At 62.9% G+C, this 14,517-nt stretch carries 14 protein-coding genes; 3 read left to right on the top strand and 11 right to left on the bottom strand.

Annotation, left to right across the window (positions count from 1 at the left end; translation table 11 throughout):
* Positions 1-8: 8 nt before the first annotated feature.
* A complete protein-coding gene (locus ACL0K2_RS14680) occupies positions 9-1,580 on the bottom strand; it encodes a formate dehydrogenase beta subunit (RefSeq protein WP_413042916.1) in 1,572 nt (523 codons plus the stop codon).
* Positions 1,577-2,071 carry a formate dehydrogenase subunit gamma gene (locus ACL0K2_RS14675; RefSeq protein WP_168422956.1) on the bottom strand — a complete coding sequence of 165 codons (495 nt, stop codon included), beginning with the start codon at positions 2,069-2,071 and terminating at the stop codon, positions 1,577-1,579. The genes ACL0K2_RS14680 and ACL0K2_RS14675 overlap by 4 nt, the downstream gene beginning before the upstream one ends.
* A gap of 338 nt (positions 2,072-2,409) precedes the next feature.
* Between ACL0K2_RS14675 and ACL0K2_RS14670 the strand changes: the two genes are divergently transcribed.
* Both ACL0K2_RS14670 and ACL0K2_RS14665 read left to right on the top strand, forming a co-directional pair.
* Positions 2,410-3,498, top strand: coding sequence for a substrate-binding domain-containing protein (locus ACL0K2_RS14670; protein WP_045164152.1), 1,089 nt, complete (start codon positions 2,410-2,412; stop codon positions 3,496-3,498).
* A gap of 141 nt (positions 3,499-3,639) precedes the next feature.
* On the top strand, positions 3,640-4,098 hold the full coding sequence (locus ACL0K2_RS14665; RefSeq protein WP_045164153.1) for a YMGG-like glycine zipper-containing protein: 459 nt from the start codon (positions 3,640-3,642) through the stop codon (positions 4,096-4,098).
* 52 nt (positions 4,099-4,150) lie between these two features.
* On the opposite strand, the gene ACL0K2_RS14660 is transcribed toward ACL0K2_RS14665, so the two are convergent.
* From ACL0K2_RS14660 to ACL0K2_RS14645, 4 genes are all read right to left on the bottom strand, one after another.
* The gene (locus tag ACL0K2_RS14660; RefSeq protein WP_045164154.1) at positions 4,151-4,585 is read right to left on the bottom strand and encodes an acyl-CoA thioesterase; all 435 of its coding nucleotides are present in this window, start codon (positions 4,583-4,585) and stop codon (positions 4,151-4,153) included.
* A gap of 57 nt (positions 4,586-4,642) precedes the next feature.
* Positions 4,643-5,806, bottom strand: a complete 1,164-nt coding sequence (locus tag ACL0K2_RS14655; protein WP_413042915.1) for an iron-containing alcohol dehydrogenase — start codon at positions 5,804-5,806, stop codon at positions 4,643-4,645.
* 105 nt (positions 5,807-5,911) lie between these two features.
* Positions 5,912-7,702, bottom strand: a complete 1,791-nt coding sequence (locus ACL0K2_RS14650; RefSeq protein WP_045164156.1) for an acyl-CoA dehydrogenase C-terminal domain-containing protein — start codon at positions 7,700-7,702, stop codon at positions 5,912-5,914.
* Positions 7,703-7,704: 2 nt separating this feature from the next.
* Positions 7,705-8,943 (bottom strand): 3-hydroxyacyl-CoA dehydrogenase NAD-binding domain-containing protein, encoded by a 1,239-nt coding sequence (locus tag ACL0K2_RS14645; RefSeq protein ID WP_413042914.1) that lies wholly within the window; start codon positions 8,941-8,943, stop codon positions 7,705-7,707.
* 102 nt (positions 8,944-9,045) lie between these two features.
* Here ACL0K2_RS14645 and ACL0K2_RS14640 point away from each other — a divergent pair, with 102 nt between their 5' ends.
* Positions 9,046-9,957, top strand: coding sequence for a LysR family transcriptional regulator (locus ACL0K2_RS14640; RefSeq protein WP_413042913.1), 912 nt, complete (start codon positions 9,046-9,048; stop codon positions 9,955-9,957).
* A gap of 389 nt (positions 9,958-10,346) precedes the next feature.
* Here the strand turns inward: ACL0K2_RS14640 and ACL0K2_RS14635 are convergent, their stop codons facing one another.
* From ACL0K2_RS14635 to ACL0K2_RS14615, 5 genes are all read right to left on the bottom strand, one after another.
* Complete coding sequence (locus ACL0K2_RS14635; RefSeq protein WP_413042912.1) at positions 10,347-11,300, bottom strand: alpha/beta fold hydrolase; 954 nt, start codon at positions 11,298-11,300, stop codon at positions 10,347-10,349.
* A 131-nt stretch (positions 11,301-11,431) separates the two neighbouring features.
* Positions 11,432-11,707, bottom strand: a complete 276-nt coding sequence (locus ACL0K2_RS14630; protein WP_155397675.1) for a hypothetical protein — start codon at positions 11,705-11,707, stop codon at positions 11,432-11,434.
* 188 nt (positions 11,708-11,895) lie between these two features.
* A complete protein-coding gene (locus tag ACL0K2_RS14625) occupies positions 11,896-13,107 on the bottom strand; it encodes an aldose 1-epimerase family protein (protein ID WP_045164159.1) in 1,212 nt (403 codons plus the stop codon).
* Positions 13,108-13,251: 144 nt separating this feature from the next.
* Entirely contained in the window at positions 13,252-13,815 is a 564-nt protein-coding gene (locus ACL0K2_RS14620; RefSeq protein ID WP_045164160.1) for a fructose 2,6-bisphosphatase, read from the bottom strand.
* 111 nt (positions 13,816-13,926) lie between these two features.
* Positions 13,927-14,349, bottom strand: a complete 423-nt coding sequence (locus ACL0K2_RS14615) for an HPF/RaiA family ribosome-associated protein (RefSeq protein WP_045164161.1) — start codon at positions 14,347-14,349, stop codon at positions 13,927-13,929.
* Positions 14,350-14,517: the final 168 nt, after the last annotated feature.

Genomic DNA, 14,517 nt, shown 5'->3' with positions numbered 1-14,517 from the left:
CCTCCGAATCAGCGGGCTTCGGCGGTGTCTGGCGACACCCCGAAGTCCTCGGGAAAGTGGTTGATAGCGCTCATCACCGGGTAGGGCGTCATCCCGCCGAGGGCACAGAGCGAGGCGCCGAGCATGGTGTCGCAGAGGCTCTTGAGCAGCTCGATACGGCCCGGCTGCGGCCCTTCGGAACGGGCGACGATGATTTGGTCGAGCAGCTCCTCGCCACGGGTCGAACCGATCCGGCAGGGCGTGCACTTACCGCAGGATTCCACCGCGCAGAATTCCATGGCGTAGCGCGCCATCTCGGCCAGGTCGACCGTATCGTCGAACACCACGATGCCGCCGTGACCGAGCACCGCGCCGAGGGCGGCGAAGGCCTCGTAGTCCAGCGGGGTATCGAACTGCGACTCCGGCAGATAGGCACCCAGCGGGCCGCCCACCTGCACCGCACGGATCGGCCGGCCACTGGCCGAACCTCCACCATATTCATATAGCAGCTCGCGCAGGGTGATGCCGAAGGCCTTCTCGATCAGGCCGCCACGCGCGATGTTGCCGGTCAGCTGGATCGGCAGAGTGCCAAGCGAGCGGCCCATGCCGTAATCCTTGTAATAGGCGCCGCCCTTGTCGAGGATGATCGGCACCGAGGCCAGCGAGATCACGTTGTTGATCACCGTCGGCTGGCCGAACAGGCCTTCGATGGCCGGCAGCGGCGGCTTCGGCCGCACGGTGCCGCGTTTGCCCTCGACGCTCTCCAGCAGCGCGGTTTCCTCGCCACAGATATAGGCGCCGGCGCCACGGCGCAGCTCCAGGTGGAAGGCCTTACCGCTGCCGAGCACGTTGTCCCCCAGGTAGCCGGCGGCGTTGGCGCGGGCGATGGTCTCGAGCAGCACCGCCTCGGCGTGTGGGTATTCCGAACGCAGGTAGATGTAACCCTTGGTGGCGCCGACGGCCAGACCGGCAATGGTCATGCCCTCGATCAGCACATAGGGGTCGTCTTCCATCACCATGCGGTCGGAGAAGGTCCCCGAGTCGCCTTCGTCAGCGTTGCAGACGATGTATTTCTGCGCCGCCTCGCAGCCGAGCACGGTGCGCCATTTGATACCGGTGGGGAAGGCCGCGCCGCCACGGCCGCGCAGGCCGGACTCGGTGACCTCGGCGACGATGGCCTCAGGCGTCATGCCCAGAGCACGCTTGAGCCCGCGATAGCCGTCGTGAGCGATATAGTCATCCAGCGACAACGGATCGGTGATGCCAGCGCGGGCAAAGGTCAGGCGTTCCTGACGCTTGAGGTACTCGATCTCCTCGGTCAGACCCTGGCCCAGCGGATGCTCGCCGCCCGACAGGAACCCGGCATCGAACAGTCCGGCGACATCCTTGGCCTTGACCGGACCATAGGCGACACGGCCGGCGGCGGTGGCGACTTCGACCAGCGGCTCGAGCCAGAACAGCCCACGCGAGCCATTGCGCACCAGCTTTACGTCGAGGCCACGAGCCGCAGCCTCGGCGGCAATGGTCTGGGCGACCTTGTCGGCACCCAGGCTCAGCGCGGTGACGTCACGCGGTACGTAAACGGTAATGGACTCGCTCATGCGCGAACCTCCTGTTCAGCCAACAGTTCCAACAGACCCTCGGCATCGACGCGGCCATGCAGCTCGCCGTTGAGCATGGCGTTCGGCGCGCAGGCGCAATTGCCCAGGCAATACACCGGCTCGAAGGTGAGGCTGCCGTCTTCGCGGGTCTCGCCGAGCGGCAGGCCGAGCTTTTCCTCGAGTTCGGCAGTCAAGGCCTTGACCCCCATCGAGCGGCAGGCTTCGGCCTGGCACAGCTTGAGCACCTGACGGCCCGGCGGCGTGGCGCGAAAGTCGTGGTAGAAGCTGACCACGCCGTGCACTTCGGCACGCGACAGGCTGAGGTCCTCGGCAATCATCGGCAGCAGCTCCGGCGGCACCGCACCGAGGCGATCCTGGATGTCGTGCAGGATGGGTAACAGGGCGCCTGGCCGACCGCGGTGGGCGGCCAGTACCTCACGGGCGACGGCCTGGCACTGCTCGGGGGCGAAGCGCTGGGGAAGAATGGCCATGTTCTATGCTCCAGCCGGCGGCTATACCGGTACTGTCGGGAGACAAGCGCATCAGAGCTTGTGAGGAAATCTACTGCGTTCGGCATCTCGCATTTCGGGCGGTGCTCGCAATGCTCATGTATTTCAATACATTCCGCTTGCTGCGCTCCGGCGAAACGCAATCTGCCTTCACTCGCGACGATTTCTTCACAACCTCCCACGGTTGATTGACGCTTATCCCAGGTGGCGTTCGAAGGATCGCCACATATGAATAAAAGTTCTTATACTTGGCCGCAGAGCGCCCATGTGCGGCACACTATCATGGGCAATCAGCCGAACAAATATGAAGTCTTGAGCATATGATACGCATCGAAATCCAGCCACGTTGGCGTTTTCATCAACGCGACGGCAGCAGCCTCGATCCCCAAGGTCTGGAACTTCTGCAGGCCGTGCACGACACCGGCAAGCTGACCGAAGCCGCTGCCCGCGTCGGCTATTCCTATCGCCATGCCTGGAACCTGCTGGGCAAATGGCAGGCCTTCTTCGGCAGCCCACTTATCGATCTGGAACGCGGCAAGGGCGCACGTCTGGCGCCGCTGGGGGAAAAACTGCTGTGGGCCGACCAACGGATTCGCGCGCGGCTATCGCCTCAGCTGGACAACCTGGCCGGCGAGCTGGAGCTGGAACTGAACCGGGTGCTGCAAGCCAGCAACCCGGGCCTGCGCATTCACGCCAGCCACGGTTTCGCCGTGGCGGCGCTGCGCGAGTGGCTGGAGCGCGACCCGAGCTGGCAGTGGGAGGTGCAGTTTCGCAGCGGTAGCGAGGCGATGATCGCCCTGCATCGCCACGACTGCGAAGTCGCCGGCCTGCATGTGCCGGCCGGGCCGCTCGGCGCGCTCAGCATGAACCGCATACAGCCGTGGCTGCGGCCCGACCAGCGGGTAATCACCTTCGTCGTGCGCACCCAGGGATTGATGCTGGCCCCCGGCAATCCGCACGGCGTCGAGGGGTTGGCGGACCTGGCGCGTGGCGAGCTGCGCTTCGTCAACCGCGAGCCAGGTTCGGGCACGCGTTTGCTGCTCGAAGATCTATTGCGCCGCGACGAGCTGGACAGCACCGCGATCAAGGGTTTCCACAACGAGGAATTTACCCATGCCGCAGTGGCCGCCTACGTGGCCAGCGGCATGGCCGACGTCGGCTTCGGGGTCGAGGCGGCAGCACGCCAGTTCGGTCTGACCTTCCTGCCCATGGCCCGCGAGCACTACTGCCTGCTGTGCCGCGAGGATAGTCTTGAGCTACCGGCCATGGCCGCGCTGCTACGGGTGCTGCAGAACCCGGAATTCCAGGCGCGCATCAGTCAACTACCCGGGTACGCCTTGAGCCGTCCTGGCGAGGTGCTGCCGTTAACCCAGGCGCTGGAACAATGGAGTCGCGAGAGCCTGCTCTGAGAGCATTCCTATCCTCTGGCGGATGAATCGTGAACCAGCTCACAAAGCTGGCAAGCGAACAACCGAAGCGGGAACTCGACGCGGACTCACCAGTCTATGGCGCAATTCTCGCCGCAAGGCGGCTCTGTCCTCGAGGTGTCTATGAAGTCTCTGCAGTTGCTCCTCCTCTCGCTTGGCTTGACCTGTGGCGGCTACGCCCTGGCGGGCAATACCGAAGCCGCCGTGGGTGGCGCGCTGGGAGGTGCCTTGGGCACGGTGGTCGGCGAACAGTTGGGCGGATCGACCGGCGCGACCATCGGCGCCGGGGTTGGCGGGGCAGCCGGCGGTATGGTCGGTGCCGACAAGCGCAGCCGCACCGAAGCAGCCATCGGCGGCGGCCTGGGCGCCGCCGGTGGTAACGTCATCGGCCAACGAGTCGGCGGCAGCACCGGCGGCTTGATCGGTGCAGCGGTGGGCGGTGGCGCTGGTGGAGCGCTCGGCAACGAATATGGCGATGACGATGATCATCGTGACCGCCGTTATCGTGACGATCGTCGCTACTACGGGCACCCAGGCAAAGCCAAGGGTCACTGGAAGCACAAACACAAGCATCACGACTGATACATACGTTCCGGGCGGGCCGCTCCTTCAGGCCCGCCTCGCCCTCGTCCCGCTATTTCGCCAAAGCCTCCAAGGCCGTGCGCAACCCATCCGGAATCGGCGTCGGCCGATTGCTGGCGCGGTCCACGAACACATGCACGAAGCGCCCCGCCGCGCAGGCCTGCTCTTCACCTACTTTGAAGATCGCCAATTCGTACTGCACCGAGCTGTTCCCGAGCTTGCCAACCCGCATGCCTACTTCCAGCGCATCGGGAAAAGCGATGGATGCAAAGTAGTCGCACGATGAGCTGACCACGAAGCCGACCACTTCGCCTTCATGGATATCCAGCCCACCGCGTTCGATCAGGTAGGCATTCACCGCGCTGTCGAAATAGCTGTAGTAAACGACGTTGTTCACGTGGCCGTAGATGTCGTTGTCATGCCAGCGCGTGGTGATAGGCTGGAAGTGGCGATAATCGGCGCGCAGGTGCTGCGGTTGTTCAGCCATTGGAAATCCTTGAGTAGGCAAAGCGCTGCGCCACGCTAACGCGACGCAGCGCGCGGCTCAGTATGCTGCTTGGTAGATCGCCAGGGCATCGGCCTCGGTCACTTCGCGCGGATTGTTGACGAGCAGGCGCTGCTGAAGCATCGCCTCCTTGGCCAGTTGCGGCAGCATGTCTTCCGGCACACCGGCATCGCGCAGGCGAGTCGGCAAGCCGACGCGAGCGCTCATCTGCTCGAACTCCTCAATCAGCTGTTCGGCGTAGGTAGTGGGGTCGCCCGTACGCAGCCGGTCACCGAGGACGATCGGTGCCAGTTCGCCGTAGTGAGTGGTAGCCGCGCTGACGTTGAAGCGCAGCACCTGCGGCAGCACCAGCGCATTGGATAGCCCGTGAGGGATATGGAAGTTGCCGCCCAGCGGATAGGCCAGCGCATGCACAGCCGCCACTGGCGCGTTGGCGAACGCCTGTCCGGCCAAGCAGGCGCCGAGCAGCATCGCCTGGCGCGCCTCGCGGTTACCGCCGTTGTGCACCGCCTCGTCGAGATTGGCGGACAGCAGACGCAGCGCTTCGCGGGCCAGCAGGTCGGACATCGGGTTCTTCTTCAGTGCGCTGGTATAGGCCTCGATGGCATGCACCATGGCGTCGATACCGGTGGCGGCGGTCACCGCTGGCGGCAGGCCGAGGGTGAGGTCGGCATCCAGCAGCGCCAGATCCGGCAACAACAGCGGCGAGACCACGCCCATCTTGGTCGTCTCGCCAGTGGTGATGATGGCGATCTGGGTGACCTCGGAGCCGGTACCCGCAGTGGTCGGCACCTGGATTAGCGGCAGACGCTGGCCCTTGGCGTTTCCCACGCCATAGATGTCCTGCAGCGATTGCGCACACGCTGGATGCGCTAACAACGCCACCAGCTTGGCGACATCCATCGAGCTGCCGCCACCGAAGCCGATCACCAGATCGGCACCGCATGCTTTCGCCTGCTCGACCGCAGCCATCACGATATTTTCTGGCGGATCGGCGACGACCTGATCGTAAACGGCGACCTGCAGCCCTTCCGTCTCAAAGCCGGGTAGCACCTCGTTGAGCAGGCCGAAGCGGGTGATGCCGGGGTCGGTCACCACCAGCACCGAACGCGCGCCGCGCTCCTTGCAGAGGCTGGCCAGCCGGCGCGATGAGCCGGGTTCGCAGATCAGTTGAGCGGTTGTGGCAAAGCTGAACGGATGCATCGGTGCCTCCTGTGTCGAATATTGGGCTCTCCTGGCGGAGGCGCTTGGTTGCCTAAGGCATCCCGGTGCTGCTCTATCCGGGGCTGATGGGTTGCACGATTCCGATCAAAAAGCGAAATCCGTCTCCGGCAACGCCATCAGACATCCTGCTCCGCCCTGAATCGCTTCCCGATGCGCACTCGCCCGCGGCAGGACGCGACGCAAATAGAAGTCCGCACTGGCCAGCTTGGCCTGATAGAACGCCTCTTCGCCGGCGCCCTGCTCCAGCGCATCCTGCGCCCGCGCCGCCGCCTGCAGCCACAGCCCGGCCAACAAGACATAGGCCGAGTACTGCAGAAAGTCCACCGACACTGCACCGATCTCCTGCGGATCACGCCCAGTCGCGGCGATTATCTCGGCGCTCAGCTCGCGCCACTCGCCGATACGCGCCTGCACCTTGCTGACCATTTCATGCAGTGCTGGCCGATCGATCTGCTGGTCGCAAATCTCGCTGAACTCCGCCTGCAGCGCCGACAGTTCTGCCCCGCCGTCGCCCAGCAATTTGCGACGGATGTAATCCAGCGCCTGGATGCCATTGGTGCCCTCGTAAAGCTGCGTGATGCGGCTGTCACGCATCAGCTGCTCCATGCCCCACTCACGGATATAGCCGTGCCCGCCATAGACCTGCACGCCCAAGCTGGCGACCTCCTGGCCCATATCGGTGAAGAAGGCTTTGACGATCGGGATCAGCAACGCCGCGCGCTTGCTCGCCGCCTTGCGATAGCCTGGTTCGGGATGGCCGTGTTCCAGATCCAGCTGCCGCGCGCAGTACGTCGCCAGCATGCGGCTGCCTTCCACCAGCGTCTTCTGGGTGAGCAGCATGCGCCGCACGTCCGGGTGAACGATGATCGGGTCGGCGACCTTGTCCGGATGCTGGACGCCTGCCAGCCCGCGGGATTGCAGGCGTTCACGGGCATAGGCCAGCGAGCCCTGATAAGCCTGCTCGGCGATGCCTAGGCCCTGCAGGCCGACCTGGAAACGCGCGTCATTCATCATGGTGAACATGCACGCCAGGCCCTGATTCGGCTCGCCGACGATCCAGCCGGTCGCTCCATCGAAGTTCATCACGCAGGTGGCCGCACCCTTGATGCCCATCTTGTGCTCGACGGCACCGCAGGACAGCGAGTTACGCTCGCCTGGCGTGCCATCGGCATTGGCGATGAACTTGGGCACCAGCAGCAGGCTGATGCCCTTCACGCCGGACGGCGCATCCGGCAGGCGCGCCAGCACCAGATGCACGATGTTCTCGCTCATGTCGTGCTCGCCGCCGGAGATGAAGATCTTGCTGCCGGTGACGCGGTAGCTACCGTCCGCCTGAGGTTCGGCTTTGGTGCGCAGCAGCGCGAGGTCTGTGCCGGCCTGGGGCTCGGTGAGGCACATGGTGCCGCTCCAGTTGCCGCTGACCAGCTTCTCCAGATAGGCATTCTTCAGCGCGTCGCTGCCGTGCTTGTAAAGCGCCAGCACCGCGCCTTCGGTGAGGCCGGAATAGATGCGAAACGACAGCGAGGCGGCCATCAGCATCTCATGGAAGTTGCACGCCACCAGCTGCGGGAAGCCCTGGCCGCCATACTCGGTCGGCCCAGTCATGCTCGCCCAGCCGTTATCGACGTACTGCCGGTATGCCTCGACGAAGCCCTGCGGCGTGCGGACCTCGCCGTTTTCCAGGGTCACGCCTTCTTCGTCGCTGTTGCGATTGAGCGGTGCGATCTCGCCGCCGGTGTAGCGCGCCGCTTCTTCCAGCACGCCGTCGATCAGCTCGCGATCAAGGCCATTACCGAGCAGCTCGCAATGGGCAGTGGCGTCGAACAGCTCGTGCAGTACGAAGCGCATATCACGCAGGGGAGCCTTGTATTCCATGCTCAAGCCTCCCGCTTGTAGTCGACGAAGCGACCACCCAAGGTGGCCAGGCTGTCGATCAACTCAGCCGGCTGCCAATGTGGGCCGTGACGCTCAGCCAAGGCGTTGAGGCGATCACGAATGGCCGGCAGCCCCTGGCGATCGGCCCAAGTCATCGGCCCACCAACTTCGGCGGGGAAGCCGTAGCCGTAGAGATAGACGGTGTCGATATCGGCGCTGGACTCGGCCATACCTTCCTCGAGGATCTTCGCGCCTTCGTTGACCAGTGCCAGCAGGCAGCGCTCAAGGATCTCCTCACTGCCAATCTCGCGACGCTGGAAGCCAAGCCGCTCGGATTCGCGCTGCACCAGCGCATCCACTTCCGGATCGTGCTCGGCCTGACGGCTGCCCTCGGCGTAGCGGTAGTAGCCCATGCGCGACTTCTGGCCGAAGCGGCCGAACTCGCAGAGGCGATTGTCGACCTGCACCTCGGGCTCATCCTGCCCTTTGCCCGCCAGCTCCCGGGCGCGCCATTCCAGATCGATGCCGACCACGTCATACATGCGGAACGGTCCCATGGCGAAGCCGAAGCCCTGCAGCGCGGCGTCCACCTGATGCGGATAGGCGCCTTCGAGTAGCATCATCCGCGCTTCACGGACATAGGTGGCGAGCATGCGGTTGCCGATAAAGCCTGGGCAGTTGCCGGCGATCACGCTGACCTTGCCCATGCGCTTGCCGAGCTCGGTGGAGGCCTCGAGCACCGCTGTCGAGGTCTTCGCCCCGCGGACGATTTCCAGCAATTTCATGATGTGCGCCGGGCTGAAGAAGTGCAGGCCCACGACCTGCTCTGGGCGCCCGGTAACGGCAGCAATGGCATCGATGTCCAGCGCCGAGGTGTTGCTGGCGAGAATGCCGGCCGGCTTCACGATGCCGTCCAGCTCGCGAAAGATGTTCTGCTTGAGTTCGAGGTTCTCGTACACCGCCTCGATCACCAGATCCACGTCCGCCAGCGCCTGATAGTCGGCGGCCTTGCTGATGCATGCGCGGCGCGCTTCGGCCTGGGTTTCGTCGATGCGCCCCTGCCGGACGTTATGCGCGTAGGTATCGGCGACAACGCTCAACGCCTGTTCGAGCATCTCGGGATTGTTGTCCAGCCACAGCACCTGCACACCGGCGTTGGCCAGGCTCATGACGATGCCGCGGCCCATGGTGCCCGCGCCGATCACGGCGGCGGTCTGGATATCGAAGCGGGTTTGGCTCATTGCAGCTGTCCTCGTCGCAAGGCGGAAAAAACTGGAGACCAACCATAGACGATGACGATACTATTTTTGAAATTTAGTCTTGTGATGTTTCAGATTCACCAAATGAATATCTACAATTTTGACCTCAACCTCCTCCGCGTGCTTGACGCTTTGCTTCGCGAACGCAACGTGTCCCGCGCTGCCGAACGGCTCTCGCTCAGTCAACCGGCGGTCAGTAACGCACTCAACCGTCTGCGCGAACTGCTCGATGATCCGCTGCTGGTACGGGTCGGGCGCGCCATGCAGCCGACGCCGCGCGCGCTGAGCCTGGAAGTGCCGATTCGCGATGCGCTGCAGCAGATCGAACACACGCTGAACGCCGGCGATTACTTCGACCCCGCCACCAGCCGCCAGCGCTTCGTCATTGCCGTGACTGATTACGTCGAGCTGATCTGCATGCCTTCGCTAATGGCCCGTCTGGCGAGTGTAGCGCCGGGCATCCAACTGGCGATTCAACACCTGACCCCGAGCCTGCCCGCGGCGGCGCTGGATGACGGCGAGCTGGATCTGGTACTGGGCCGTTTCGTCGATGTGCCGACGCGTTTCCACACCCGCCGCTGGGCCAGCGAGACACTGCAGGTCGCGGTGCGCAAAGGGCATCCGCTGATTGGCAAAACGCTGAATCTCGACGCATTTCTGCGCCTGCGTCACCTCTGGGTCCATGGCGGCCAGACGCGTGGCATGGTCGATCAGTGGTTGGAAGGCCAAGGGCTCAGCCGCGACGTCGTCTATACCACGCCCAACTATCTCCAGGCCGCGCACATCGTGGCCAGCAGCGATCTGGCCGCCGTACTCCCAACCCAGCTCGCCCGGCATTTCGCCCGGTTGCTGCCACTGCAACTCTTCAATCTGCCGTTCGACCTCGGCGCCTTTCAGCTGGACATTGTCAGCGTGGCCCAGCGCGAGCGGGATGCAGCGCTGCAGTGGTTGATCGAGCAGATCACGGCGGTACCGGGCAGCAGTGCGGGCCAGTGAACACAGCGCTTAAGGCTCACCGCCGCTTTCTTGCAGACAACAAAAAACCCGCCGAAGCGGGTTTTTCCTGACCATCCCGAATCCTTCCGGTTGCCGTCCTGGCGATGGCCGATCTTCCTTGATCCTGAGCGCGTCCTGCGCTTCAGAGATGGGCATAGATTAGGCTTCGGACGGCCTCAGCTAAATAGCCGATCGCTGCGATCCGTGTAAGCCTTTCGCTATATCGGCAACCAATTAGGCGTTTCGCTGTCAGGGAGCCCGCACACTGATCTGATGCGCCCTGATGTTTAATGAGCCCGCCCCAGAGCCAGCACGCAATCGCAACGGAGGCTGGCGCCGGTCGCCAGCAGGTACCGACCGGCCCGGTATCCGGGCCGATCGATGACAGCTTATTGCTCTAGGAAATCCAGCAGGTCCTGATTCAGGCGGTCCTTGTGAGTATCGGCCAGGCCATGCGGAGCGCCGGGATACACGATGAGTTCGGCATCCTTGATGATGGCAGCGGCCGCACGGGCCGAGGTGTCGATCGGCACGATCTGGTCATCGTCGCCATGAATCACCAAGGTCGGAACATCAAACTTCTTCAGGTCCTCGCGGAAATCGGTAGCGGAGAACGCGGCTATCGAGTCGTAGGTATTCTTGTGCCCGGCCTGCATGCCCTGCACCCAGAACGATTGGATCAACCCTTGAGAAGGCGTCGCGCCGGGTCGGTTGTAGCCGAAGAAGGGCCCGGACGCGATGTCCAGATAAAGCTGCGAGCGGTTGTCCAGAGACGCCTGACGCAGACCATCGAAGACTTCCAGCGGAACACCATCGGGATTGCTATCTGTCTTGAGCATCAGTGGCGGAACCGAGGCGACCAATACTGCCTTTTTCACACGAGCGGTGCCGTGACGACCGATGTAGCGGGCCACCTCACCGCCACCGGTGGAGAAGCCAACCAGGGTGGCGTCTTTCAGATCAAGCGCGTCGAGCACCGCGGCCAGGTCGTCGGCATAGTGATCCATGTCGTTGCCGTCCCACGGCTGGCTGGAACGACCATGTCCACGCCGATCATGGGCGACTACCCGATAGCCCTTCGAGGCCAGAAACATCATCTGCGATTCCCAGCTATCCGAATTCAGAGGCCAGCCATGGCTGAAGGTGACCACCTGACCGTCTCGCGGGCCCCAGTCCTTGTAGTAGAGACTGACACCGTCTTTCGTCGTGACATAGCTTTCAGTTCGTTCGCTGCCGAGTACCGCGGCGGTGCCGGTGCCGGTGCCGGCGGGCTCGGCGGCGTTGGCTGCAGTAGTAGCCAGGACCAGGGCGGCCAGGGTGAGTGCGCGATTGAGTGTATGCATGGTCTTATCCTCGATAGGTGGAAGGCTGAACGGTGAGCGGGATGTGCCCAACCGATGAAGCTATGGTGCCTACCGAAAGGATCTTTACGGACTCACAAAGTCCAACAAATGCTGCAGATCGTCTAAATCGATCAAAACGCCATGCAGTTGTAGCTTTGCATGATCGCAATGACCGCCGTCGCGAATGCAGCTTTGACCAGAAAGCAAAAAACCCGCCGAAGCGGGTTTTTTTCTGACCGTATCGAATCCGTTCGAGTGCCATCCTGGCGGTGGTCGATCATCCTGATCCTGAGCGCGTCCTGCGCTTCAGAGTGGGAGTAGATTAAGCATTCCCCGCCCTGAGCTGAAGCAGCCAATGGCGCAGGTTTTTGTAAGCCTTTTGCCATAGCTGCGTGAGTGGCGTCCATCGAACGACGCACTATGAGCACTTCCCCAAATGCTCACAAGACGCTGGTTGCGCCCGCCTTGGATGCCCAAGGCAGAGCAGCTGCAACGGTTCAATCAACAGGCCGTTGGCGAACCGTGGAAACGGTTCACAGCGTAGCAGGCAAGGCGCAGGCCGGCTTTCCGTCAATAACCTTGCATTGAGTGCGTATTAGTTCTTGTCAAGGTCGACCAACGGCTCCTGGCGGACCTCGCTCTGGCGGCCAGCCTGGATCGCCTCGATGCGTTTACGGGCGTCCGCAACGGCCGCCTTGTTCGCCAGCAACTCGTAGCGCACGTGGAAATGCTTCTGCTCACCCGGTTCGATCTTCGGCACCAATCCGAGCGGGCGCTGGTAGGAACGGTTGTAGGAAAAACTGGTGCCCGGTTCCAGCCCGGTGACGTAGCCCTGCTTGTGGGTGTCGGTGTTCTTCCACAGCGAGAATACCGGCAGCTCGCGCGTATTGAAGCCGACGGTGACACCTAACTCGGCGTCGCGGTTATGTAACATCGCCAGCGTTTCGCCTTGGGCATCGGCATAGGGCACAACGTTGTAGACGGTTTCATCGTAGTCCGGGGTCGGGCCACGATAGGTCTGCCAGTCACCGAGCTCCTTGGCGGCCTTAGCGTTGAACGGCGAGACCTGCTTCACCGGCGCGACGAAGCGAGCACCCTGCTCCAGCAAGGGCGTCCCGAAATTGGTGTGATACAGCGCCTGATATTCCTTTGCGTAGTCGCCCTGGTTGGTCAGGGTATCGTGCAGCGAGAAACCGCTGCGGCCGGGCTCGGTGCTCAGTTCAGTCATGATCGAAAAGTCGACCTTCTTGAACGCCTTTTCCTTCAGCTCACCACGCAGGCGAATGGCGTAAGGTGGCTTCTCGTCGATCTCCAGCACCACGCGAGAGGCAGGGATATTCGCCGCGCGGCCATGCAGCGTGAGCAACTCGCCATTGTCTTCGCCGGGGTGGCCGACCCATTCGAAACCGCAACGGGTAACCAGCTCGTTGAAGCCTTCCAGCCAGCCCAGACCACCGCGACCGTTGAGTTCGATAAAGGCCGGGTTGACCACCTCGTCCACCGGCGAATCCCACCCCAGGCGCACATCACCAGCCACGGCCTCGAGCACGTTCATGCCGCGCGTCGGGACGACCGTGATCCGCATCGCGCCGTTGTCGATCTCGATCAGGCTGACACCCTCCTGGCGCCCACCATGCAGGGTGCGCAGGCTGACACTGAACGGCTGCTCGGCCTTGATTCCGAGCGCTTGGCTGGTGATGCGCCAATTCTGCACAGGCTTGTCAGGGTCGATCAGCACCTGTTCCCAGGCCATGGCAGGGTTGGACAGGCACAGGCCCAGACCGCAAAGAAGCTGCAAACGCGTCATGAGGTTTTCCTTTGTTGTTATGCATGCCTGATTACGTTAGCTGAAACGTTTCAGCTTGCAAACCAAAGCGAGAGGCAAACGCATAAGGTCATCCAGGAAGGGCGGACTGCGAGGCTTCAGGCGAGGTCAGCGATGGAAGGCCAATCAGGACGGTTTGTGGTAACGACTCGGGTGCCAGTAGCCGGACAGCAGCGGCAACGCCGGCCCATGCCAGCCGCGCCGGCGCAGTTCACGAGCGATCAACGCATTCATGATCTTGTGCCCCATGAGCAACACACAGTCGTGGGTATGCGCCAATTCGATGAGCTTGTCGGCGGCTGCGCGGGCGCGTTGCCTCGAGTCACTCACCGGCTCGGTGTGCCGGGCAAAACCGAAGAACCAAGCCGTGCGAAAGGTGATGCGCCAGAAGCGTGAGGGCATCGGTGGGAACGACCAATCGGGGTAAGGCAGATGCGCCTCTGCAAATAGCGGATCAGGCTCGGAACGGCAGTCGCAACCAAGCCCGTCACGCGACTCCACACAGCGCATAAGCGAACTGCAGAGCACTGTGCCGGCGGAACCAGCGAGGCGGCGCAACGCTTCCGGTCGTTCGGCGACCACGACGTTGGCGGCGTTGTAGCGCTCGACCCAGCGCTGCATGCCGGCCGGCGTGCTCCATGGGCTGGCACGGTGATCGGGCCGTCCATGACGCACCAGAATGATCTGCATGAAAAGCCCACCGAGAGGAGATGCTGGGTTTGAAACGCACCGGTAGCGATGGGTTCCGGGCTCTGCGCAACTTTGATGGGAACAGACCCCGGCTGTGCGCCGGGGCTGGAATTACTTATCGAGTTCGTCCTGCTTTTCCAGGAAGTCTTCCTCGATCATGGCGTCCTTGACGGCCTGCGGTTGCTCGTCGAGAAACGGATCGTTGAGTTCGCCAGTAGACAGGACGTTGTTGTCCAGCTTGCCCATCAAATGATCGAGTGCATGGCGCATCTTTTCCGCCGCGCCCTCGACCGCCAGCTGCAGCGAATCGGCCTTGTGAGTTACCGAAACCGCCTGATGGCCCTTGGGCCGTGCCTCGATCTGGCAGCGCTTATCGTCGGCTCCGGCCTTTTGCGCGTTCTCGTCGCTGACGTGCACCTCAATCCGAGTGAGGAATTCGTCGAAGCGCTCCAGCCGCTCCTCCACGGTCGACCCCACCCATTCATGCAGCTCGACACTGCCGGGGATGTGATGGCTGTTGACTTGAACATGCATACGACTACTCCTGATTGATAACGTACCTACAAGGGTTCGAGGCGCCCGCATCGCCGAGGTTCAGCGGCTTCGTTTGAAGGAATTGTCATCAGCGGCGCGATTGCCGCTCCTGACCCAGGTCAGTGAATCGGCACAGGCGAGACAGCGCACGCCACAACAAGCTGCCCG

It is taken from the genome of Pseudomonas sp. YJ42, assembly GCF_047225135.1.
Lineage (GTDB): Bacteria > Pseudomonadota > Gammaproteobacteria > Pseudomonadales > Pseudomonadaceae > Stutzerimonas > Stutzerimonas stutzeri_E.
Note: the sequence above shows the minus strand (reverse complement) of the source record. Positions and strands in the feature narration are given on the sequence as shown.

Coding starts and splice junctions, on each gene's coding strand:
- ACL0K2_RS14680 (WP_413042916.1), bottom strand. CDS start 1,580: ATGAGCGAGTCCATTACCGTTTACGTACCGCGTGACGTCACCGCGCTG.
- ACL0K2_RS14675 (WP_168422956.1), bottom strand. CDS start 2,071: ATGGCCATTCTTCCCCAGCGCTTCGCCCCCGAGCAGTGCCAGGCCGTC.
- ACL0K2_RS14670 (WP_045164152.1), top strand. CDS start 2,410: ATGATACGCATCGAAATCCAGCCACGTTGGCGTTTTCATCAACGCGAC.
- ACL0K2_RS14665 (WP_045164153.1), top strand. CDS start 3,640: ATGAAGTCTCTGCAGTTGCTCCTCCTCTCGCTTGGCTTGACCTGTGGC.
- ACL0K2_RS14660 (WP_045164154.1), bottom strand. CDS start 4,585: ATGGCTGAACAACCGCAGCACCTGCGCGCCGATTATCGCCACTTCCAG.
- ACL0K2_RS14655 (WP_413042915.1), bottom strand. CDS start 5,806: ATGCATCCGTTCAGCTTTGCCACAACCGCTCAACTGATCTGCGAACCC.
- ACL0K2_RS14650 (WP_045164156.1), bottom strand. CDS start 7,702: ATGGAATACAAGGCTCCCCTGCGTGATATGCGCTTCGTACTGCACGAG.
- ACL0K2_RS14645 (WP_413042914.1), bottom strand. CDS start 8,943: ATGAGCCAAACCCGCTTCGATATCCAGACCGCCGCCGTGATCGGCGCG.
- ACL0K2_RS14640 (WP_413042913.1), top strand. CDS start 9,046: ATGAATATCTACAATTTTGACCTCAACCTCCTCCGCGTGCTTGACGCT.
- ACL0K2_RS14635 (WP_413042912.1), bottom strand. CDS start 11,300: ATGCATACACTCAATCGCGCACTCACCCTGGCCGCCCTGGTCCTGGCT.
- ACL0K2_RS14630 (WP_155397675.1), bottom strand. CDS start 11,707: ATGGACGCCACTCACGCAGCTATGGCAAAAGGCTTACAAAAACCTGCG.
- ACL0K2_RS14625 (WP_045164159.1), bottom strand. CDS start 13,107: ATGACGCGTTTGCAGCTTCTTTGCGGTCTGGGCCTGTGCCTGTCCAAC.
- ACL0K2_RS14620 (WP_045164160.1), bottom strand. CDS start 13,815: ATGCAGATCATTCTGGTGCGTCATGGACGGCCCGATCACCGTGCCAGC.
- ACL0K2_RS14615 (WP_045164161.1), bottom strand. CDS start 14,349: ATGCATGTTCAAGTCAACAGCCATCACATCCCCGGCAGTGTCGAGCTG.